Annotated in this window: 19 protein-coding genes; 8 read left to right on the top strand and 11 right to left on the bottom strand. The window is 62.1% G+C overall.

The genetic code is table 11. From position 1 onward, the window contains the following. Positions 1-26 precede the first annotated feature (26 nt). The 4 genes from Mame_RS16855 to Mame_RS16840 all read right to left on the bottom strand — a co-directional run bounded on the left by Mame_RS16855 (position 27) and on the right by Mame_RS16840 (position 3,831). The gene (locus Mame_RS16855; protein WP_018066496.1) at positions 27-572 is read right to left on the bottom strand and encodes a hypothetical protein; all 546 of its coding nucleotides are present in this window, start codon (positions 570-572) and stop codon (positions 27-29) included. 112 nt (positions 573-684) lie between these two features. Beyond that, the gene (locus Mame_RS16850) at positions 685-1,746 is read right to left on the bottom strand and encodes a YcjF family protein (RefSeq protein WP_018066495.1); all 1,062 of its coding nucleotides are present in this window, start codon (positions 1,744-1,746) and stop codon (positions 685-687) included. After that, on the bottom strand, positions 1,743-3,221 hold the full coding sequence (locus tag Mame_RS16845; RefSeq protein ID WP_018066494.1) for a YcjX family GTP-binding protein: 1,479 nt from the start codon (positions 3,219-3,221) through the stop codon (positions 1,743-1,745). Before Mame_RS16845 ends, Mame_RS16850 begins: the two co-directional genes overlap by 4 nt. A gap of 94 nt (positions 3,222-3,315) precedes the next feature. After that, a complete protein-coding gene (locus tag Mame_RS16840; RefSeq protein WP_018066493.1) occupies positions 3,316-3,831 on the bottom strand; it encodes a SixA phosphatase family protein in 516 nt (171 codons plus the stop codon). Between the two features lie 356 nt (positions 3,832-4,187). On the opposite strand from Mame_RS16840, the gene dksA reads away from it, so the two are divergent. After that, positions 4,188-4,607, top strand: coding sequence for an RNA polymerase-binding protein DksA (gene dksA / locus Mame_RS16835; protein WP_018066492.1), 420 nt, complete (start codon positions 4,188-4,190; stop codon positions 4,605-4,607). A gap of 73 nt (positions 4,608-4,680) precedes the next feature. Here the strand turns inward: dksA and Mame_RS16830 are convergent, their stop codons facing one another. Further along, positions 4,681-5,037 carry a flagellar biosynthetic protein FliO gene (locus Mame_RS16830; RefSeq protein ID WP_018066491.1) on the bottom strand — a complete coding sequence of 119 codons (357 nt, stop codon included), beginning with the start codon at positions 5,035-5,037 and terminating at the stop codon, positions 4,681-4,683. A 277-nt stretch (positions 5,038-5,314) separates the two neighbouring features. Between Mame_RS16830 and cckA the strand changes: the two genes are divergently transcribed. Beyond that, complete coding sequence (gene cckA / locus Mame_RS16825; RefSeq protein WP_018066490.1) at positions 5,315-7,909, top strand: cell cycle histidine kinase CckA; 2,595 nt, start codon at positions 5,315-5,317, stop codon at positions 7,907-7,909. A gap of 267 nt (positions 7,910-8,176) precedes the next feature. Here the strand turns inward: cckA and Mame_RS16820 are convergent, their stop codons facing one another. The 3 genes from Mame_RS16820 to Mame_RS16810 form a co-directional block, all read right to left on the bottom strand. Next, a complete protein-coding gene (locus tag Mame_RS16820) occupies positions 8,177-9,316 on the bottom strand; it encodes a hypothetical protein (RefSeq protein WP_018066489.1) in 1,140 nt (379 codons plus the stop codon). After that, a complete protein-coding gene (locus tag Mame_RS27695) occupies positions 9,313-9,837 on the bottom strand; it encodes a DUF4365 domain-containing protein (protein WP_018066488.1) in 525 nt (174 codons plus the stop codon). Before Mame_RS27695 ends, Mame_RS16820 begins: the two co-directional genes overlap by 4 nt. Before the next feature lie 593 nt (positions 9,838-10,430). Beyond that, positions 10,431-12,419, bottom strand: coding sequence for a bifunctional 2',3'-cyclic-nucleotide 2'-phosphodiesterase/3'-nucleotidase (locus tag Mame_RS16810; RefSeq protein WP_026173772.1), 1,989 nt, complete (start codon positions 12,417-12,419; stop codon positions 10,431-10,433). Positions 12,420-12,558: 139 nt separating this feature from the next. On the opposite strand from Mame_RS16810, the gene Mame_RS16805 reads away from it, so the two are divergent. After that, complete coding sequence (locus Mame_RS16805; RefSeq protein ID WP_018066486.1) at positions 12,559-13,140, top strand: GNAT family N-acetyltransferase; 582 nt, start codon at positions 12,559-12,561, stop codon at positions 13,138-13,140. Here the strand turns inward: Mame_RS16805 and Mame_RS16800 are convergent. Then, positions 13,137-13,598, bottom strand: coding sequence for an Lrp/AsnC family transcriptional regulator (locus tag Mame_RS16800; RefSeq protein WP_018066485.1), 462 nt, complete (start codon positions 13,596-13,598; stop codon positions 13,137-13,139). The genes Mame_RS16805 and Mame_RS16800 overlap by 4 nt on opposite strands. Positions 13,599-13,745: 147 nt before the next feature. Here Mame_RS16800 and ald point away from each other — a divergent pair, with 147 nt between their 5' ends. Both ald and Mame_RS16790 read left to right on the top strand, forming a co-directional pair. Continuing rightward, complete coding sequence (gene ald / locus Mame_RS16795) at positions 13,746-14,864, top strand: alanine dehydrogenase (protein WP_018066484.1); 1,119 nt, start codon at positions 13,746-13,748, stop codon at positions 14,862-14,864. 271 nt (positions 14,865-15,135) lie between these two features. Then, entirely contained in the window at positions 15,136-16,077 is a 942-nt protein-coding gene (locus Mame_RS16790) for an IS110 family RNA-guided transposase (RefSeq protein WP_079920871.1), read from the top strand. A gap of 242 nt (positions 16,078-16,319) precedes the next feature. Here Mame_RS16790 and rpsD read toward each other — a convergent pair whose 3' ends face one another. Next, on the bottom strand, positions 16,320-16,937 hold the full coding sequence (gene rpsD / locus Mame_RS16785; RefSeq protein ID WP_018064333.1) for a 30S ribosomal protein S4: 618 nt from the start codon (positions 16,935-16,937) through the stop codon (positions 16,320-16,322). A gap of 276 nt (positions 16,938-17,213) precedes the next feature. Here rpsD and Mame_RS16780 point away from each other — a divergent pair, with 276 nt between their 5' ends. Further along, positions 17,214-18,041, top strand: a complete 828-nt coding sequence (locus Mame_RS16780) for an inositol monophosphatase family protein (protein ID WP_018064332.1) — start codon at positions 17,214-17,216, stop codon at positions 18,039-18,041. Here Mame_RS16780 and Mame_RS16775 read toward each other — a convergent pair. Then, the gene (locus Mame_RS16775; RefSeq protein ID WP_018064331.1) at positions 18,031-18,672 is read right to left on the bottom strand and encodes a TetR/AcrR family transcriptional regulator; all 642 of its coding nucleotides are present in this window, start codon (positions 18,670-18,672) and stop codon (positions 18,031-18,033) included. The genes Mame_RS16780 and Mame_RS16775 overlap by 11 nt on opposite strands. A 71-nt stretch (positions 18,673-18,743) precedes the next feature. Here Mame_RS16775 and Mame_RS16770 point away from each other — a divergent pair, with 71 nt between their 5' ends. Continuing rightward, positions 18,744-19,460, top strand: a complete 717-nt coding sequence (locus tag Mame_RS16770; RefSeq protein ID WP_018064330.1) for an SDR family oxidoreductase — start codon at positions 18,744-18,746, stop codon at positions 19,458-19,460. A gap of 76 nt (positions 19,461-19,536) precedes the next feature. Further along, complete coding sequence (locus Mame_RS16765) at positions 19,537-20,232, top strand: DUF899 family protein (protein ID WP_018064329.1); 696 nt, start codon at positions 19,537-19,539, stop codon at positions 20,230-20,232. The last annotated feature ends 194 nt before the right edge of the window (positions 20,233-20,426 follow it).

The following is a 20,426-nucleotide window of genomic DNA, read 5'->3' as shown; positions in this document are numbered from 1 at the left end:
TGCGCTCCGGTTTCCCGGAGCCGCCGCTACTTGATCGCGCCGACGGTGAAGGGGTCGCCCTCGCGCTTCAGCGACAGGCCGATGACCGGAACATAGCGGGTGCCGCCCTTGATCAGGAGCGTGATGTTGAGGTCGTTCTCGCTCTGCATGCTGGTCACCAGCGCGCCCTCGACCTCCTTGCGCCGCAGCGCGATCACGGCTTTCTGGTTTTCGATTGTTCCGCCGGTCACCGCCAGCCCATCACCATCCTCGCCGTCGAGAAACTGGCCGCGATAGCTGTCGCCGTCGCGGATGAACACGGCGGTGATCGGGTGGGAGAACAGGCCGGCGCGGCATTTGCCGTCTAGCTTGAAGCCGCCCTCGTCGCCCGTCACCGGAAGACCGTCCAGCTCGCATTTGAAATGCGTGCCCTTCAGCTTGCCCTCGACGATCTTGCCGGGGCCGGTCCATTTGCCGGCGACCTGGCGGAAGAACGCGTCGTCATCGCTTTCCGCAAGGGCGCTTGCCGGAAGCGCCGCCGCAAGGGCCGCGATCAGCAGGGCGGAGCGAAGGATGCGGGGAGTGGGGGCCATCGATTGTTCCGGTTACGCAAGACATCAGTTCGGTACAAGGGTTCGGTAGCCAATCATGACGGCGAATGGTTAAGCTTTGGTTTGCGCACAATCTATGCTTGCGCGACCGCGGTTATGGGTTGGACAGGTCGCGCTTTTCGCCGGGTGCGAGATCGCCGATGAAATCGCCCATGCCGGGGCGTTTCAGGGCGTGGAATGGCATCGGGCGGCAGAGATCCATGGCGGCGATGCCGATGCGGGCGGTCATCAGCCCGTTGATCATGCCCTCCCCGAAGCGGGCGGAAAGCTTGGACGCCAGCCCGTGGCCGAGCACCTGCTGGATCAGGCTGTCGCCCACCGCGATCGACCCGGTGACCGCCAGATGCGAGAGCACGTCGCGGATCAGCCGGAACATGCCGACCGAGCCGGGGCGGCCGCCGTAAAGCTCCGCCATGTTGCGGATCAGGCGGATCGATTCGTAGAAGACATAGAGAAGATCGACGGCGGCGCGCGGGCTGATGGCGGTGACCACCGAAACGCGTTTGGAGGCGTTGAGGATCAGCGCGCGGGCCTTGAGGTCCAGCGGCGCCATCATCTCCCGTTCGCAGAATTCCACAAGCTGCGGCGCGTCGACCACCTCCTCGTCGAGTTCGGACAGCCGCTGGCGGCCGCGCGCGGTCTCGGCCTTGCCGGCAAGCAGCGTCGAGAGCTCGCGGGCGGCGGTGCGGGCGCTTGCGGCATCGCTGCTTGCATGGGCCTCGGCCATCTTCAGCTTGATATGCTGGATCGCGCCGAGCCGCATGATCGCGATGATCTCGCGGGCCGCGACCACCAGCGCCGCCGCGACGCCGACCACCACCGCGCCCAGAGCCAGCCAGCCGAGCCAGGGCGCACGGGCAAACAGCGAGCGCACCAGATCGTCGATCCACAGCCCGATCGCCAGCGACAGCAGGATGCCGAAGGCGATGCCGGCAAGCTTGGAAAACGAGAAGCCGCGTTTCTTCATGGTCGCGACCGGCGGTTCCATCTCGTCGGCCGCGATCGTCTCCGCATCGCGCAGGAACGGGTCTTCCTCGTCGGGCGTCACCGGCGGCGGATCGAAATGGCGGGGCGAGCGGCGCGGCTCGTCTTCCTTGCGCGCGGACTTTTCCTCGATATCGAATACCGCCGGGCGGCGCGTGTGGTCGGGGCTCATGCCAGTCTGTCTCCGATCAGAAATTGCAATGCCCGGTCGAGGCGGATATGCGGGATCGACACCCCGCCCTCGCTGGCCTCGATGTCGATCTCGGGCGGGCGGAACCGCACGGCGTTGATATCGGCAAGGCTTTCCGGCACGTCGCCGCCGCGCTTCAGCATGCGGAAAAACGCCTCCGGATTGGCAGGGAGATCGCCGGGGAAGATCGCTGTTTTTCGAATTCCATCAAAGGCTTCCGCGCCGATCTTCTCGCCCTTTATCGGGGTGCCAACGATCACGGGCAGAACCTGCGATCCGGATTCCACCGTGGCTTCCCGCGTCGCCCGAACGGAGGCGATCGCCATCACGTCGATACCGGCGCCGGAAATGCCGATGGTCTTGATCGCGTCGTTGACGAGCCGGCGGGTCAGCTTCTCCAGCCGGTCATGGCTTTCATGATGCAGATGGTCGGCCTTGGTGGCGGCGATCAGCACCCGGTCGATCCGCCGCCGAGCAAGCGAGGAGAGCCAGGAATTGCGTCCCGGCCGGAAGCAGGACAGCACCTCGGAAAGCGCGCGCTCCAGATCGGCGATCGCCTCGGGCCCCCGGCTCAGCGCCTGCAGCGTGTCGACCAGCACGACCTGGCGGTCGAGACGGGCGAAGTGGTTGCGGAAGAACGGTTTTACGACGACTGATTTATAGGCCTCGAAGCGCCGCTCCATCTGGGCGGCGAGCGACCCGCGCTTGAATTTCTCATCGCCAAGCCCCGGCAGCGGCGCGAAGGTGAGGGCGGGCGAACCTTCCAGATCACCCGGCATCAGAAAGCGCCCTGGCGGCAGCGTGGAAAGCGAATGCTCGTCGGCGCGGCAGGCGGTCAGATAGGCCGAGAAGCTCTCATGCAGGGCCTTCAGCGTCTTCTCGTCGGCCGGCGCGTCGTAATCGAGAGAGCCGGAAAGCTCCATCCAGCCCTTGGCGAGCGCGGCCCGCGCGGGGCTTGACGCCCGCGCCTCGGTCTCGCGGCTGAAGCTGCGGAAATCCTGGCCGAGCAGCGGCAGGTCGAGCAGCCATTCGCCTGGATAATCAACGATATCGATGGAGATGCTGCCACGGGAGAACATCCGGTTCCAGCGGCTCGCGCTCTGATAGTGCAGCGTCAGGCGGAGTTCGGACACCGCGCGGGTCGAATCGGGCCAGATGCGTTCGTCCACCAGCCGGTCGATATGGGTTTCGTAGTCGAAGCGGGGGACCTGGTCGTCGGGCTGTTCTTCCAGCCTGATATCGGAAATGCGCCCCGAACGCATCGCCTCGAAGAAGGGCAGGCGACCATTATGCAGCAGGTTGTGGACCAGCGAGGCGATGAACACCGTCTTGCCGGCCCGCGACAGGCCGGTGACGCCAAGCCGCAGCGTGGGCTGAACAAGGTCGGAGGCGCGATCCGTGATGTTGTCGAGCGTAAGTCTGGCATTGTCGCCCAGCGACGTATGGATCGGCGTCAAGTTCGGCTTCCTTTCACGGGTCTACCCGCAATATAGGGAGGCCGGCGCGAGGATCAAAGCGCTGTCGTGAACGGGAGCGTGCTTGCGCAATGGCTCAGTTCGGCGCCAGGAAGGCCGTGATATTCCATTGCGGCGCCTCGGTCCCCGCGCCATCGCCCGCGTGGTCGAGCACCGCCATGCCGGCGGTGGGAAAGCCGTAGGGGCAGGCTCTGTTGAAGGCTTCGGGTCCCACCAGCATCAGCAGCGTTTCCTCGATGCCGGGATTGTGGCCGCAGATCAGCACGGTCTTGGCGTCGGCATTCTCGGCCAGCGCCTCGAGATAGGTGACGGGTGCTGCCTGGTAGAAATCATCGACGAATCGGCACTCCGGCGCGCGGCCGAGCGTGCGATAGGCGGCGTCCGCAGTCTGCCGGCAGCGCATCGCGGAAGACGACAGGATCAGGCCTGGAACGTAGCCGCTCTGCTTCATCCGCTCGGCAAGTTCGGCCGCGTCGTCGACGCCGCGCTTGGACAGCGGCCGGTCGTAATCGCGCATGGTCGGCTCGGGCCAGACCGCCTGGGCATGGCGCAGAAGATAGATCCGGTCGGGGTGCGGGTTGATGGTCGACATTCTCAATCTCGAAGCGGCGTGAAGCGGTGGCAAAACGCGCGGTGGCTGCGCTGACATTCAAAAATCGACCATGTCTTTACCATGATTTTTTCACAAGGCCTCACGCTTTTTTGCCGGTTTTGTTCGATGCTTCCCGAGCCCCGAAAATCCATTCAAATGCAGCCGTTGAGAGCGATCTTCGACGGTCCTGCAACGCAGGCGCGATTTTGAACGGCATTGTGACAGAGAGGTCGTTCTTCAGGCAGGGCCTATTTTTTCAACAGTTTTTTACCTGCCCAAATATGAAGCAGAGGCTTGAATTTTCGTATTTGTTTGGGATATACACCGCCCGTGGGGTGTTGTTCAGGAGAATGGCTTTGAACAAGAACATTGATCTTAGTAGCTATGTTCTCTCCGATAACGAAGAGTTCATGAATCCCAACCAGCGGGCCTATTTTCGCGCAAAACTGATCGCCTGGAAAAACGATATCCTGCGGGAAGCACGCGAAACGCTCGAACATCTGGCCGCCGAAAGCGCCAACCATCCCGATCTCGCTGACCGGGCCTCTTCCGAAACCGACCGTTCCATCGAACTGCGTGCGCGTGATCGCCAGCGCAAGCTGATCTCGAAGATCGATGCGGCGCTGCGCCGGATCGACGAGGGAACCTATGGTTATTGCGAGGAGACGGGTGAGCCGATCGGGTTGAAGCGGCTGGATGCGCGACCAATCGCAACCCTGTCGATCGAGGCGCAGGAGCGCCACGAGCGACGCGAAAAAGTCTACCGCGACGAATAGCATGACACATCAAAAGGCCGCGCCAGAGGACGCGGCCTTTTGATTCTCATCGCTGTTCGCGCCTGCTACCGAATCACCTGGGCTCGGTGGGCGCGGTTGCGGGCTTGGCGGCGGCCTCTTCGGCCGAAGGCGCGCGGCGCGCGCCGATGGGCGCCGGTATGCGCGTTTCCAGCAGGATATCGTTCGGGCCGCCGATCATCACCAGATGCTCGACATTGTCGCGCCGGATCAGCACCACCCGGCGGCGCGCGTCGACGGCTGCGGCATCGACCACGAACAGCCTGGGCTTACGGTTCTTGCCGCCCCGGATGAAGGGTGATGGCGGGCGCAGATGCATCAGAACCCAGATCGCGACAATGATCACGATGATCACGCCGATTGCTATCAGCGGTATATCGAAAATCATGCTGCCGAAACCGAGGTCGCCCATTGTCTGCCTTTCACTGCCTATGCCTTGTTCGCGCTTTGCCTGCGCATGCGCGCGCCAATCTAGCATGGCTTACGGATTGAAATCGCGCCTTTTTTGGCAATATCACCAGAACGAAGCAAGGCATGGACGAAACCGGGCCTGACAGGGGCGGAAACCGGGCGGCAATACCGAAATTTAAGCATTTGTCGCTAGATATGCTTGCAGAACTGGCCGATCCTGTTGCATCGGGCACAAACGATGTTTTCGCGCCACGGGCCGGACGGATGACGAGGTTTCAATGACATCAGGGCAAAAGGACGACACGGGCAGCGAGACCACCGTCAGGCGCGGCTTCGGCGCCGGCATCATCTCCCGGCTGGCCCTGGTGCTTCTCATCCTGGCGACGATCGTGGCGCTTGCGTACCAGTATCGCGGCTATCTTCCGGCCGATCTTCTGCTGGCGATCCTCGGCCTGTTTGCCGTTCTCGGCGTGTTCTTCGTGCTGGCGGTCATGACCGGTCTGGCGGAACTGTTCCCGACGGGACGCCAGAATCACTTCGCCCGCCCGTTTCTCGACCAGTACCCCGAAGCCGTGGTGATCACCGATCATCGCAACCGGCTGGTCTATGCCAACGCGGCCTATGGCCGGCTGACGGGCGCGTCCGAGCCTGCAACGCTCGATACCCTGCTTTCGGAGGAGCCGGAGAGCTCGGAAGTGCTTTACCGCCTCAGCCAGGCGGTGCGCGCCGGCCGCGACGGGCAGGAGGAGTTCCGCCTCGTCAAGCCGCTTGCGAACGGGGAAGGCCCGCGCTGGTATCGCCTGCGCGCCCGCTTCTTCCCCGTCACCGACAGCCGCGCCACGACGCGCAATTTCCACATCTGGCAGATTTCCGACATCACCGAGGAGCGCCAGGAGCAGGAGCGCTATTTCCGCGAGCTGCAGAAGGCGATCGACTATCTCGACCATGCACCGGTCGGCTTCGTGGCGGCGGATAGCGACGGCAAAGTCAGCTATATGAACGCCACGCTGGCCGGCTGGCTCGGCGTCGATCTGGCCGCTTTCGTGGCCGGCCGGATGAAATTCTCCGATCTGGCGACGGGCGAGGGCATGGCGCTTCTCACCGCGCTCGATCCCGAGCCCGGCGCACGCGTCAGCGAGCGGATCGAGGCGAACCTGAAGCTTGCGTCAGGACAGACCATGCCGGTCGTGATGCTTCACGAGGCCGTTGGCGGGCGCGAGGGCAGGGCCGGCGACAGCCGCACCGTGATCGTCCGGCGCGAGGCCGACGAGCGCGCGGGCGATGCGGCGCCCGGCCGGTTCTTCGACGATACGCCGATGGCGATCGCCACCGTCGACCGCGATGGCAGGCTGCTCACCACCAATACCCGCTTCCTCACCATGTTCGCCGATCTGGTGCGGCGCGAGGATATCGGCACGGGTACGCGCGCTGGCGGGCTGATCGATGCCGGCGACCGGCCGCGGCTGGACGAGGCGCTGGCCGCCGCCGCCGCGGGCAAGAGCGACATCGCCCCCTTCGAGGCGCGCCACTTCAGCGACGACGGCCGCCATTTCCGCTTCTTCGTGCACGCCGCCAGCGGCTCCGCGCCGGAGGCGCAGGCGCTGATCTATGTGATCGAGATCAGCGAGCAGAAATCGCTGGAGGCGCAGATGGCGCGCACCCAGAAGCTGAATGCGGTCGGCACGCTTGCCGGCGGCATCGCCCATGATTTCAACAATGTGCTGACCGCGATCCTGCTTTCGGCCGATCATCTCCTGCTGCAATCGCGCGCCTCCGATCCGGAATTCGCCGATCTCGTCGAGATCAAGCGCAATGCCAACCGCGCCTCGGGCCTCGTGCGGCAATTGCTGGCCTTCTCGCGCCAGCAGACCATGCGGCCGGAGGTGGTCGATCTCAACGATGTCATCGGCGACAACCGGATGATGATCGAGCGCCTCACCGGCGGCTCGGATGTCCGCCTCACCACCGATTTCGCCCGCAACCTGTGGCCGGTGAAGACCGATCCCGGCCAGTTCGGCCAGGTGATCACCAATCTCTCGGTGAACGCCCGCGACGCCATGCCCGAGGGCGGCACGCTGACGGTGACGACCCGCAACGTGCCTGCCGCCGAGGTGGCGAGCCTCGGCCTGCGCGAGGTGCCGGAGAAAGACTTCGTGATGGTCGAGGTCGCCGATACCGGCACGGGCATTCCGCCGGAAGTGCTGGACAAGATCTTCGAGCCGTTCTTCACCACCAAGGATGTCGGCAAGGGCACCGGCCTTGGCCTTGCCATGGTCTATGGCATCGTCACCCAGTCGGGCGGCTTCCTGCACGCGGTCTCCGAAGTCGGCAAGGGCACGCGCTTCATCATCCTGCTGCCGCGCCACGTGCGCGCTGCCGGCGAAAAGGACATGGCGGAGGCGCCCAAGGACCACAAGGGCAAGCCGATCGCCGCCGCCTTCGGCGAGGGCAATGAGAGCGACAACGAGGCCCCGCGCGAAGAGGATATGGACCTCACCGGCCAGTCCGCCGTGGTGCTTCTGGTGGAAGACGAGGACGCGGTGCGCCGCTCCGGCAAGCGCATGCTGGAAATGCGCGGCTTCACCGTCTACGAGGCCGATACCGGCGTCCATGCCCTGAAAATCCTCGAAAAGCTCGAGGGCGCGGTCGATATCGTGGTCTCCGACGTGGTGATGCCGGAAATGGACGGCCCGACGCTTCTGCGCGAGGCCCGCCGCATCTATCCCGACCTCAAATTCATCTTCGTCTCCGGCTACGCCGACGACGCCTTCGCCAAGAACCTCCCCGAAGACGCCAAATTCGGGTTTCTGCCGAAGCCGTATAATCTGAAGCAGTTGGTGGCGGCCGTGTGGGAGATGATCCGGGAGGGGTGAGTTTTTTGGGCGCGAGGTGAGATTGTCGTGCGAGGGGCGACTATTTGGCGACAGCTTTGCGCCTGCATGTCCATTATTTGCGATCGGACTTCAGATACCCACAAACTGCCGAAACTGGCGGGTTGATGAAGGCTCCAAACGTGCGGGGAGCTGATGATCGCTGTGTCGATAAAGAAAATCCAAACTGCGGCAGTAAGCATATAGAAGTCGATTTTACGATGGTGCCAAGCGAAGGCGTGTCAATCGACTGCTTTGTCTTGTCGGGTACTAGCTTATCAACCTAGGATTGTGGGCTTCCTCTAGCAACCACCCTCTGCCTTTTCGCTTAAGCAGGCCAGTAACAGAAAAGAGTTGGCCGCTTCGGTGCGCTTCTAGTGCCTCGAGGTAACTGGCCGGATCAAGCGGAATCTGCATCCGGATAGGACCATAGTCTGCGCTGTCCCAACTGACGGTGATCTCGCGGCCGGACGGATCGCCAAAGAGGTCGGCGGGATTCCCATCCGTTTCCAGTCGTACGATCCGTCCAATGACAGTACACTTCTTTGGGGACTCTTCCTTTCGCAGACGAGCTGAGGCGTCTTTAAGTAGGTCAACGTAACGGCGCTCGATCTTGTAGAGCCGATGGGAGATGCCTTCTGTGGGAGCCCACTCCGGGGAAAATGAAATGGACATTTCCAATTTAGAAATACCTGTATCCTCAATAAGGCCTACGACCTCATCGCACATGTTGGCACTCATGCCGCTGTCGGGAGCCACCAGCGGCGCGGGATCATCTTGCTCTACCGCATGCGAAAATGAAGTGAGGCCACGCGACACTCGACGCATTACTTTTCTACCGAAAGGAACGCTTTCCTCAACGATGGGCATCGCAGGTGCATCATTCATCCCAACGGGAGACTCAATCACGAAGCCAAAACTTCCGTGGAAGGTGTGCCCAAACCGGCATTGATTGGCATACAAGAGCGCTTCCTTCAGGGTGCGTGAAAAGAATTGCTCGCCCGAAATTTCGGTTGTTGCCGAGGCGGCCAGAAAGCTCTTCATACCACTGATGTACGCATTCGCAGTGCCAAGTTCTACGGACTCGTGGCGAACATACTCATCAGGAACGCGGGTGAGCATGACGTCATAGGCAATTGAAGCCAATATTTGTGTCACTTGGAAACGCGGAATATCATATAATTGCGTGAGCGTGTCTATGGCGGCCGCGACCTCGTTACGTTCGTGCTGCGGCTCTGCCGCCATCGAGAATATCAAGTCTATAGGGTGGTCAGCGCTCTCAGCATCCCGAAGCGAGAGCTTCACGAGTCTACCGTCACGGCTGGTTTCACGCTGCCAGCCTTGATCGGTTAGATATCGGATAACAGCATTCTTGGACACGGGTACCGGCTCTTTGCGAGTGAAGCTCATGTGAACAACCCCCTTCTGCGAGTACGCTCAGCAGCCAACGCATCCGCTAGGTTATCTGCATTGAGAATACTTGTCCGCGGTATTTTGATCTGCTTCGTTGAGTTTTCCGACGACGTAGGGGGACCAACCAACGTTGTAAAGTAGCAGCACTTCCTTAACAGAACAGACTCTTCGCTTATTGCGAACCAATCGTTTTCGTTGGGCGGTAGGCACATTAACACCAGTATCGCTCCAACGGCCTCAGGCTCGCGAGTTACGAGGTCGTTGTAGGTTTTTGTCTTGATGCTCCATATGATATCCGAACTATCCGCTTTCCAGGTCCAAGAGCACTTCAGTTGGAAGTCGAGGGGATACCCGTCGTTGACGTGCCGTGTACCTCTTTGGACCACCCCTTCAAACTGACCGTCGAACCCATAATCGAACTCCTGCCCCATTCGTAGGTTGACACGTGCCGCCGCCGCGACTGCGTGAACGTAAGCACGGCTGAGGCCTTCCTGCGCATGATCTTTCGTGATGCCCAACGAGCGTCTCCCCCAAACACACAATCGATGGTCAATCTTGATAGCGCATAGTACGCGGTATGCCAATCAATGTCGGCTTTGGGTCGAATGCGTCCGCCTGCTGTCAAAGTCAAGGGCCGTTTCCGCCGAACATGCAGATGCCTGACTAACGGTTTCGGACCTAGTTTGGTCGCGCATATAAGCAGCAGCGAGAGATCGCTTCCCGCTTCGTTCATCTTTCTGACAGACGGTAGAGTAGTCCGTCCTCCCCGCGTCTTCTTTCGATTAAGCGCGAAGAAGACGCCGAAGTGGTGCAGATGGGCAGACAAACAAAGGCCGATTCTAGGCTGGCCTCAGTTTGTTGACAAACGTCTCCCTCTATTCTGCGTCATCCTCGGGCTTGACCCGAGGATCTAATCACCTCTCCATGCGAGCGGAGTCTGCAGCTAGTAAGATTCTGTTATTTCTTCCTTTTTAACCCGGAACGCTTGTCGCGCGGGTACGTGCTTAGACCCTCGGGACAAGCCCGAGGGTGACGAAAGAGGGTGGGGCGGCTCTGTCAGCAGCCCTCAGGCCGGCCTCTGCCATTCCGCGTCGCCAAAACATTCAACCAATCACAGCACCACCCGATAAAGCGCGAACCCGTTCTCGCCGTCGCCGGCCGTTTCGATCTTCGCGCCTTTTACGTCGGCGATGTATTCCGCAGCACGTGGGCCGGTTTCGAAAGTGGCGGTGGTGCCGGGCATGGGGGCGAAGGTCCAGTTGAAGTCGGCGGACGGGTTGATCGTGCCCTGGTCGACGATGTAGCGCACGATCACATCGCGGTTGGTATCGGGGCCGACGAACACGATCACGTCCGAATTGATATCCGGGAAATTGCCGCCGCCGCCGGCGCGGTAATTATTGGTCGCCACCACGAATTGCTGTTCGGGGTCGATCGGCTTGCCGTCATAGGCGAGATCGATGATGCGGTGGCTGTCCGGATTGGCGAGGCTGCCATCCTTGGCGTAGCGCGCCGGTTTCGACAGGTCGATCTGGTAGGTCACGCCGTCGATGATGTCGAAATTATAGGACGGGAAATCGGGGTTCAGCAGCGGGGCGTCGGTCGCGCCCGGTTCGATCTGGTTGAACATGCCGGCCGACATTTCCAGCCACTCGCGCACCTGCGCCCCATTGATCAGCACGGCGCGGGCGGTGTTGGGATAGAGGTAGAGGTCGGCGACGTTCTTGATGGCGATGTCGCCGGCCGGAACCTCGGTATAGTAGTCCGGCCCGCCGCGACCGCCGGCCTTGAAGGGGGCTGCTGCGGAAAGCACGGGGAAGTCCCTGTATTCCGTGTCCTTCAGCATGTCCTTCGTGTACCAGGTCTGCGCCTTGGATACGATCTGCACGGATGGATCGTCGGCCACCAGCGCGAAAAAGGACTGCAGCGGCGCGGATGTCTTGCCGACCGGGGTGCGGACATATTCCAGCGTCGCCTCGTGATCGGCTTCGGCGGCGGCGATCACCGCCGCGTCGCTTTCGACATCGGCGACCACCTTGCGGTCCTCGGTGCGGTGGTAGATCGGCCGCGCCTCGGTGGTGAAGTCGACGATTGTCCAGCTGTCGCCGTCCTTTTCCAGAAGCAGGTCGATCAGGCCCATATGCGAGCCCCAGAAGCCGGCCATCACCGCGGGCTTGCCCTTGAGCGTGCCCTTGTCGATATCGACGCCCTCGATGCCGGCAAAGTCCTCCGTGCCGGGGAAGACGAGATGCTGGTGGCCGGTGAACACCGCGTCAATGCCCTCGACGCCGGCAAGATGGAGCGAGGCGTTTTCCATCAGCGGCGCGGGGCCGGCGCCGTCAATGCCGGAATGCGACAGCGCCACGATGATGTCGGCGCCTTCTTCCTTCATGACCGGGACCCAGGCTTCGGCCGCCTCCACGATATCGCGGGTATTGGCCTTGCCGGAAAGGTTCTTCTCGTCCCAGACCATGATCTGCGGCGGCACGAAGCCGATGAAGCCGATCTTCACCGGGCTCTGGTTGCCGTCGCCATCGGTGATCATCTGCTCCTGGATCAAATAGGGCTTGATCATCAGATCGTCTTTGGTCGGGTCATCGGCCAATGCGCCGGTGGTCAGGTTGGCGCAGACATAGGGGAAGTTCGCGCCGGCCAGCACCTTGTGCATGAAATCGAGGCCGTAATTGAACTCGTGATTGCCGAGCGTGCCGACATCATAGCCGAGCACGTTCATGGCCTTGATCACCGGGTGGACGTCGCCGTCCTGCATGCCGCGCTCATAGGCGATGTAATCACCCATCGGATTGCCCTGCAGGAAATCGCCATTATCGATCAGCATCGAATTCGTCGATTCGGCGCGGATCGCGTCGATGATCGAGGCGGTGCGGGCAAGGCCCATCGTGTCGTTCGGCTTGTCGGCGTAATAGTCATAGGGAAACACGTTGACGTGGATATCGGTGGTTTCCATCAGCCGCAGATGCGCCTGATTGCCGGCGGCTCTCGCGGAAAACGGATGCAGGGCGACCATGGCGGTGGCCGTGGCCATGCCGCGCAGCAGCGTGCGACGGGAGATCGGTTGCAGTTCGAAAAGCGCGGACATGGCGGCTCCATTCGTGTTGTGGTGCAGAGTTCGCACCGCCGGGCGGTTGACAATGATCATGGAATGAATTGCAAGTCTGTGAAAGCTTAATGACAGGCTAGGCGGGTGGCGGGCTTGTCGTCAACTGGGGAGGTATGGATTGGTTTCGAGTTTCACGATCAGGGCAGCGACGGCGGAGGATGCGCCGGACATGGTGCGGCTCATCAACATCGCCGATCACGGCTTGCCGCTGTGGCGCTGGGGGCGGCTTGAGGGCGGCGAGGGCGATCCGTGGCAGGCCGGGCGTGACAGCGTCCGGCGCGAGGAACAGGTCGTCAACTGGAAGAACGGCACGGTCGCGACGCTGGGCTCCGACATCGTGGCCCTGTTGCTGGCCTATCCGCTGGAGCGCGATACGCCGACCGGCGAGGCCGATCATGCGGTGTTCGAACCGCTGAAGGCGCTGAAGGCGAAGGCGGTGGGCAGCTATTATATTCACGTGCTCGCGGCCTATGCGGAGTACCGCCGGCGCGGGCTCGGGAAATTGCTGATGGAGAGGGCTGCCCGGATGGCAGGCGGCCGTGATCTCGCCCTGATCGTCTCCGACGGCAATGCGCCGGCGCGCCGGTTCTACGATCAGCTCGGCTTTCACGAAGCCGCGCGTGAAGCGATCGTCACCGCCGAGGACTGGAAGGCCGAGGGCGAGAACTGGTTGCTGCTGGCAAAGCCGTCGCGCGCCTAATCGATGCCGACATTGATCCGTTCGATGATCGGGCGCAGCGCGAAGGAGGAGTTGATCTGCACCACATGCGGCAGCGCCGACAGCCAGTCGCGGTGGATGCGCTCGTAGTCCTTCAGGTCCTTGGCCGCCACCCGCAGCGTATAGTCATAGACGCCCGAGACCATGTAGCAGACGATGATGTTCGGGCAGCGCTTCACCGCCTCCTCGAACTCGGCAAGGGTGCGGGCGAACTGGCCGGAGAGCGAGATTTGCACGATCGCCACCATCTTGTAGCCAAGCGCCTCGGGCGAGATTCTCGCGGTATAGCCCTCGATCACGCCGGATTTTTCCAATATATCGAGCCGTCTGGAACAGGCGGATGGCGACAGGCCGACGGTTTCCGCGAGGTCCGCATTGGTGATGCGACCGTTCTTCTGCAACGCCTTCAAGATCGCACGATCAATGTCGTCGATATCCATCGTTCGAATACCCTTCGATTTTTATTGTTCTTTTTCGAAAATTAAACGAAAAAAGTGAAAAATCAAGGATAACTTTGCAAGGACATTGCTGCAATTTCGCGTTTCAATCCAGCCTAGGTTGTACCGATTGGAGCGAGGAGATCGAAAATGCTTGTCGGCTGTCCCAGGGAAATCAAGAATCACGAATACCGCGTCGGCCTGACCCCGGCTTCGGTGCGCGAATATGTGGCGCATGGCCATCAGGTCATCATCGAGACCGGCGCGGGCGAAGGCATCGGCGCGGGCGACGACGCCTACCGCGCGGCGGGCGCGACGATTGTGCCTGATGCCGCCACTGTGTTCGCCAGGGCGGATATGATCGTCAAGGTCAAGGAGCCGCAGCCGTCCGAATGGGCGCAGCTCCGGGAAGGGCAGTTGCTCTATACCTATCTGCATCTGGCGCCCGATCCGGAACAGACCAGGGGGCTTCTCGCCTCCGGCGTCACCGCGATCGCCTATGAGACGGTGACCGACGAGCGCGGCGGGCTGCCGCTTCTGGCGCCGATGTCGGAGGTGGCCGGCCGGCTTTCGATCCAGGCGGGCGCGACGGCGCTGCAGAAGGCCAATGGCGGGCTCGGCGTGCTGCTGGGCGGCGTTCCGGGCGTCGCGCCCGGCAAGGTGGTGGTGATTGGCGGCGGGGTCGTCGGCCTGCATGCGGCGCTGATGGCGACGGGCCTTGGCGCGGAGGTCACGATCCTCGATCGCTCGTTGCCGCGCCTGCGCACGCTCGACGAACTGTTCCGCGGCCGTGTCAAGACGCTCTACTCGACCACCGAGGCGCTCGAAAACGAGATCTTCGCCGCCGATCTGGTGATTGGCGCGGTGCTGGTGCCGGGGGCGGCCGCGCCCAAGCTCGTCACCCGCGAAATGTTGCCGGGCATGAAGGCCGGCGCGGTCATGGTCGATGTCGCGATCGACCAGGGCGGCTGTTTCGAGACCTCCCACGCCACAACCCATTCCGATCCGACCTTCGTGGTCGACGGCGTGGTGCATTACTGCGTCGCCAACATGCCGGGCGCGGTGCCGATCACATCGGCCACAGCTTTGAACAATGCCACGCTGCATTACGGGCTGATGCTGGCGGACAAGGGCCTGGCCGCGGTTTCCGAGGACCGCCATCTGCGCAACGGCCTCAACATCCATCGCGGCCGCGTCACCAACGCCGCTGTTGCCGCAGCACTCGGCTACGAGCTAGCGGCTCCGGAGGCGGTGCTCAAGGTCGCTTGAGTGGCGCCATCTCCGTCAGACGACATAAAAATGTCGTCTCGAGAGGCGACACGAGCTGCTGGCAAACCTATCCCCTTTTCCGGGCGTCATCCTTGTCTGTTGACGTCTGCCGTGAACGCGGCAGTCTGATTGGCGGACGGTGTTTCGTGTCATCCTTGGTCGTTATGCGACCGTGCCCGAGCTGGAAACGCCGCCCGCCTTTCGTCAACCACCCCGAACAGTTGCCGGGGCCGGCGTTGGCGCGCCGAGCCCGTAGGACAAGGATGGGATCATGACCTTGCCACAAAACACGATCGGTTGCGATGTCTCCGGTCAGCGTCTCGATGTTTATCTTCACCCGGCTGCCAGGTCGTGCAGCTTTTCCAACGATCCGGCGGGCATCGCCGCCCTGATCGGCCTTGCGCTCGAACACCGGGCTTTCGTGGTGCTGGAAGCCACCGCCCCGTGGGACCAGCCATTGGTGCGGGCGCTTGAGAAGGCGGAGCTTTCCTTCCATCGCGCCAATCCCCGCCGCGCCCGGGACTTTGCCCGCTCCATCGGCATGCTGGCCAAGACCGATGCGGTGGATGCGCGCATGCTGGCGCTTTACGGCGCCAATCTCGACCTGCCGGCCACCGCCCCGGTTTCGCCCGAACGGCTGAAGCTTCAGGGCCTCAACAGCCGTCGCGACCAGTTGGTCGCGATGCGCAAGGCCGAACGTATCCGCCTGAATGGCGTCGCCGATCAGGTGGTGGTGGAAAGCCTGGAGGCGGTGATCGCCTTGCTCGACGTCCAGATCCGCGCGCTTGAGCGGCAGATCGCCAATGCCATCAAAGAGACCTGCGACCTTGCCCGCGATGCGGCGCTGCTGCGTTCGGCCGCAGGCGTCGGGCCGGTTTGCACCGCCATAATCCTTGCCAGCCTGCCCGAACTGGGCCTGGTTGACCGGCGCGCCATCGCCGCCCTGGCCGGCGTGGCGCCAATCGCGCGTGAATCCGGCCTCATGCGCGGCAAACGCCATGTCCAGGGTGGGCGAAAGCGGGTGCGCGATGCCCTCTATATGGCTGCCCTTGCCGCGATCAGAACCGGGCGGTGGAAACAGGCCTACGACCATCTGCGAAGTCGCGGCAAGGCACCCAAAGCCGCGATCGTCGCCATCGCCAGAAAGCTCCTCGTCGCCCTCAACACAGCCATTCGGGAGCAAAGACCGATCCTCAATGCACAAGCAACTTGACAGAAAAGCACACAGTTGCTCGGGCTTGACCCGAGGATCTAACCACCCCTCAATGCGAGCGGAGTCTGCTGTCAGTAAGGCACTGTTCCCTCGCCCTTTGTTAACCCGGAACGCTTGTCGCGTTGATACCTGCTTAGACCCTCGGGACAAGCCCGAGGGTGACGAAAGAGGGTGGGGCGGGCTTCGTCAGCAATAAAAAAGCCGCCCCGAAAGGCGGCTTTTCGCATGCGATGTCGCGGAAATTAACGCGAGTAGAACTCGACCACGAGGTTCGGTTCCATGATGACCGGGTAGGGGATATCGGCGAGCGCCGGGACCCGTACGAAGGTTGCCGTCATCTTGTGGTGATCGGCGTCGATGTAGTCCGGCACGTCGCGTTCGGCGAGCTGGGTCGCTTCGAGAACGCTTGCGAGCTGCTTTGAGCGCTCGCGCACCTCGATCACGTCGCCGGCCTTGCAGCGATAGGAGCCGACATTGACGCGAACGCCGTTGACGGTGACATGGCCGTGGTTGACGAACTGACGGGCGGCAAACACGGTCGGCACGAACTTGGCGCGGTAGACGATCGCGTCGAGGCGGCTTTCCAGCAGACCCACCAGGTTTTCACCGGTGTCGCCCTTGCGGCGGTTGGCTTCCTCGAAGATCGCGAGGAACTGCTTTTCGCGCAGTTCGCCGTAATAGCCCTTCAGCTTCTGCTTGGCGCGCAGCTGTACGCCGAAGTCGGAGAGCTTGCCCTTGCGGCGCTGGCCGTGCTGGCCGGGGCCGTATTCGCGGCGGTTGACCGGGGACTTCGGACGGCCCCAGATGTTCTCGCCCATACGGCGGTCAATTTTATGCTTGGACGATTCGCGCTTGCTCATCGTATTTCCTTAATCTCAACATAGCGGGACCGGTATCACCGGGAGCCCAAGGAAACACGCCCTCCTTTGGCGCCCTCTTTCGAAGGGCCTGACAGGTTTTCGCGGAAAAAAGCGCCCGGAAAACCACGGGACATGTCGGTTAGAACACCGATCAATTCAGTGTTGGCGCGCTGATAGTCGGCTTTTGCCCGAAAGTCAACGCCTGCGGCATGGACTCCTGCATGGGCGTCATGGTTTAACCGGGTGCAACAACCCTCCCAGCCAGGAATGACCACAATGCCGATCACCTCCGAAACGCTCGACGCCATCGCCGGGCTGATGCGCCGTGCCGCCAAACAGGAAATCCTGCCCCGTTTTCGCGCTCTCGGCGAGAGCGATGTCGCCGAGAAGACCGAGGCAAGCGATCTGGTGACGATCGCCGATACCGCAGCCGAGCGCGTGATCAAGGCGGGCATCGCCGAAATCCTGCCCGAAGCGCTGTTCATCGGCGAGGAGGGTGTGGCCGCCGACCCCGACCTGCTGTCGAAGCTGAAGGACGCCGATGTGGCGGTGGTGGTCGACCCGATCGACGGCACCTTCAATTTCGCCCATGGCATTTCCGCCTTTGGCGTCATGGCGGCGGTGGTGGTCAACGGCGAAACCGTCGCCGGCCTGATCTATGACCCGATGGGCGACGATTTCATGATCGCGGAAAAGGGCGGCGGGGCCTGGCTGAAGCGCGCCGACGGCTCGTCAAGCAGGATGTCGGTGGCGGCGCCCGTTCCGCTCGAAGAGATGCTGGGCACCGCTTCGGTCGCCTTCATGCCGCAGCAAAACCGCACGGTCCTGCTCGGCAACATGGCGAAGGTGCGTTATGCCGCGAGCTATCGCGCGGCCGCCGTCGAGTACCGCGCCTTTGCCTCTGGCGGCTCGCATTTCTTCACCTATTTCAAGCTGATGCCCTGGGATCATCTGCCGGGCGTGCTGATCGGCCAGGAAGCCGGCGGCTATATCGCCCGTTATGACGGCTCGCGCTACCTGCCAAGTCATCTCGACGGCGGCCTGCTCGGCGCGCCCGACAGGGAAAGCTGGGAGGAACTGCGGGCCAAGGTCTTCACCCTTTAGGCGCGCCGGCGACGGCCGAAAGATAGGCGCGGCACATCACGATAACCTGCCGCTTCAGGGCGGCGATCTCGTCGGCATCGAGGTTTCGCTCGAAAGCATTGCGGACCGCGCCGAAGATCGTCGTGAGAAGGGCTAGGTTGACCGTTTCCAGATCGGGGATCGTGGCGTCTGACGCACTTGAAAGCATGGCCTTGGTACAAGCATCGGCACGGTCGGCGAAATTCGCGATCAGAGCCGCGTTGTCGAGTTCCACGACCGAGGCATAGAGCGCGCGGGTCACGTCGGCGCGCTCTGTCTTTGCCTGGAAATAGGTCCCGATCAGCGCTTCGCACATATCCCCGAGGCGGCTGCCATGGTGGCCTTCGCAAACGGTTTCGAGACGTATCGCCAGGGCTTCCAGATAGCGTTCATTGAGCGCATAGATCAGTGCCTGCTTGTGCGGAAAATACTGATACATGGTGCCGACCGAAACGCCGGCGCGCTCTGCGACGCGGGTGGTGGTCAGCCGCGCTACGCCGCCGCTCACCAAAAGCTGAATGCTTGCCTCGTAGACGGCATCGAGCGTGACTGCGGCGCGCGCCTGACGCGGCTTTTTCCGGGGGCTGAGCGATGGCGGAGTGGATGCGGGCAAATGCGAATCCTCAAACTGAATAATCCTTCATATATTTGCCTCGGCCAGACCAGGCAAGAAAGGATTTGCATATGGACACTCAACGGATCGCGCTTGTCACAGGCGCCAATAAGGGAATCGGGTTCGAGATCGCCCGTCAGCTCGCCAGTGCCGGCGTCCGGGTTGTTCTCGGGGCCCGGAACCTCGGGCTCGGCGAGACGGCCGCGCAGAAAATCCTGGAAGGAACGGCCACGGCCATTCATCTCGATCTCGACGATCACGCCAGCATCGCGCGCGCCGCTGCCGAGATCGATGCCGCATACGGACGCCTCGACATTCTCGTCAACAATGCCGGCATCTTCGATTTCGCAGACGCTCCGCCCTCATCCGCCTCGCTTGATGCTGTGCGGCGGACAATGGAGGTCAACTTCTTCGGTACGCTGGCGGTCACGCAGGCGATGCTGCCCTTGTTAAGGAAGGCACCCGCCGGGCGGATCGTCAACCTCTCGAGTTCGCTCGGCTCACTGACGCTGAACGGCAGTCCCGACTCGACCTATTACGGCGCGCAGTTCATCGGCTACAACGCCTCGAAGGCGTCCCTGAACATGATGACCGTGCAGCTGCGCGAGGAATTGCGCGATACGAATATCGTCGTGAATTCGATCAGTCCCGGTGTCGTGGGCACGGATCTCAACGGCGGCACGGGGCCTCTCACACCGGAGGAAGGGGCGCGGTTGCCCGTCCGGTTCGCGCTTAAGGGCGAGGAGAATGGCGGTTTCTTCGAAGCCGATGGCAGAACGCCCTGGTAGGAGGTCTGACTGCCGGGCTTGCAATTTAAGTTGATATCAACTTAAATGAAGGGATGAAGGCGGAGGACATTAGATCATGAGCGAACTCATTCCCGCGGCCGAGCTTGCGGCCCGCAATACCTCGCATTTTCCCAATGAGGATGAGACCTATCGCAAGGCGCGCAACGCCTTGCTGATAAAGGAAATTGAGCTGAGGCGGCAGATCGAGGCGGTCGCCGGGATGCGCCGTTCACTGCCGCCGGGCGGCGCGGTGCCGCGCGACTATGCATTTGTGGGGCCAAATGGCCCGGTGACCTTGTCCGGCCTTTTTGGCGACAAGGACACGCTGGTGATCTACAGCTTCATGTTCGGTCCGCAACGCAAGGCGCCGTGCCCGATGTGCACGTCTATGATCGGCTCGTGGGAAGGCAAGATCGAGGATATCCGCCAGCGCGTGGCGGTCGCGGTCATTGCCAGATCGCCGATCGAGCGATTGCTGCAATGGAAGATCGATCGGGGCTGGAAGCAGATGCCGTTCTATTCCGACATGGACGGCGATTTCACCCGCGATTACGTCAGCGCCGAGGACGCCGACATGCCGGGCTATACCGTCTTCACCCGCAAGGACGGCGTCATTCGCCACTTCTGGAGCGAGGAGATCAGCTTCGACATGGCCGATCCCGGGCAGGATCCGCGCGGCGCGGTCGAGCAGGATGCGCTCTGGCTGCTACTCGATACGACCCCGGAGGGCAGGGGCAGCGACTGGCATCCGAGCCTTTCCTATGGCGGCTGAGCACAGGTCACGAAAAAAGGGCGCCGTGAGGGCGCCCTTCAGGCTGCTGACAAAGCGAAAGCTGCTGAGATTTTCACTCACCAACCTAACCCACAGGAGTCATGCTCGGACTTGATCCGAGCATCCAGGCGACTCAAGCGATTGAATTTATTGAGTCTTATTGCAAATACTCCGCCGTGCCGCCTGGATCCTCG

The sequence above is a fragment of the Martelella mediterranea DSM 17316 genome (genome assembly GCF_002043005.1).
Lineage (GTDB): Bacteria > Pseudomonadota > Alphaproteobacteria > Rhizobiales > Rhizobiaceae > Martelella > Martelella mediterranea.
Note: the sequence above shows the minus strand (reverse complement) of the source record. Positions and strands in the feature narration are given on the sequence as shown.

Excerpts from the sequence above, each read along its gene's own strand:
- Mame_RS16855 (WP_018066496.1), bottom strand. The coding sequence starts at position 572 with ATGGCCCCCACTCCCCGCATCCTTCGCTCCGCCCTGCTGATCGCGGCC.
- Mame_RS16850 (WP_018066495.1), bottom strand. The coding sequence starts at position 1,746 with ATGAGCCCCGACCACACGCGCCGCCCGGCGGTATTCGATATCGAGGAA.
- Mame_RS16840 (WP_018066493.1), bottom strand. The coding sequence starts at position 3,831 with ATGTCGACCATCAACCCGCACCCCGACCGGATCTATCTTCTGCGCCAT.
- Mame_RS16830 (WP_018066491.1), bottom strand. The coding sequence starts at position 5,037 with ATGGGCGACCTCGGTTTCGGCAGCATGATTTTCGATATACCGCTGATA.
- cckA (WP_018066490.1), top strand. The coding sequence starts at position 5,315 with ATGACATCAGGGCAAAAGGACGACACGGGCAGCGAGACCACCGTCAGG.
- Mame_RS16820 (WP_018066489.1), bottom strand. The coding sequence starts at position 9,316 with ATGAGCTTCACTCGCAAAGAGCCGGTACCCGTGTCCAAGAATGCTGTT.
- Mame_RS16810 (WP_026173772.1), bottom strand. The coding sequence starts at position 12,419 with ATGTCCGCGCTTTTCGAACTGCAACCGATCTCCCGTCGCACGCTGCTG.
- Mame_RS16800 (WP_018066485.1), bottom strand. The coding sequence starts at position 13,598 with ATGGATATCGACGACATTGATCGTGCGATCTTGAAGGCGTTGCAGAAG.
- ald (WP_018066484.1), top strand. The coding sequence starts at position 13,746 with ATGCTTGTCGGCTGTCCCAGGGAAATCAAGAATCACGAATACCGCGTC.
- Mame_RS16790 (WP_079920871.1), top strand. The coding sequence starts at position 15,136 with ATGACCTTGCCACAAAACACGATCGGTTGCGATGTCTCCGGTCAGCGT.
- rpsD (WP_018064333.1), bottom strand. The coding sequence starts at position 16,937 with ATGAGCAAGCGCGAATCGTCCAAGCATAAAATTGACCGCCGTATGGGC.
- Mame_RS16780 (WP_018064332.1), top strand. The coding sequence starts at position 17,214 with ATGCCGATCACCTCCGAAACGCTCGACGCCATCGCCGGGCTGATGCGC.
- Mame_RS16770 (WP_018064330.1), top strand. The coding sequence starts at position 18,744 with ATGGACACTCAACGGATCGCGCTTGTCACAGGCGCCAATAAGGGAATC.
- Mame_RS16765 (WP_018064329.1), top strand. The coding sequence starts at position 19,537 with ATGAGCGAACTCATTCCCGCGGCCGAGCTTGCGGCCCGCAATACCTCG.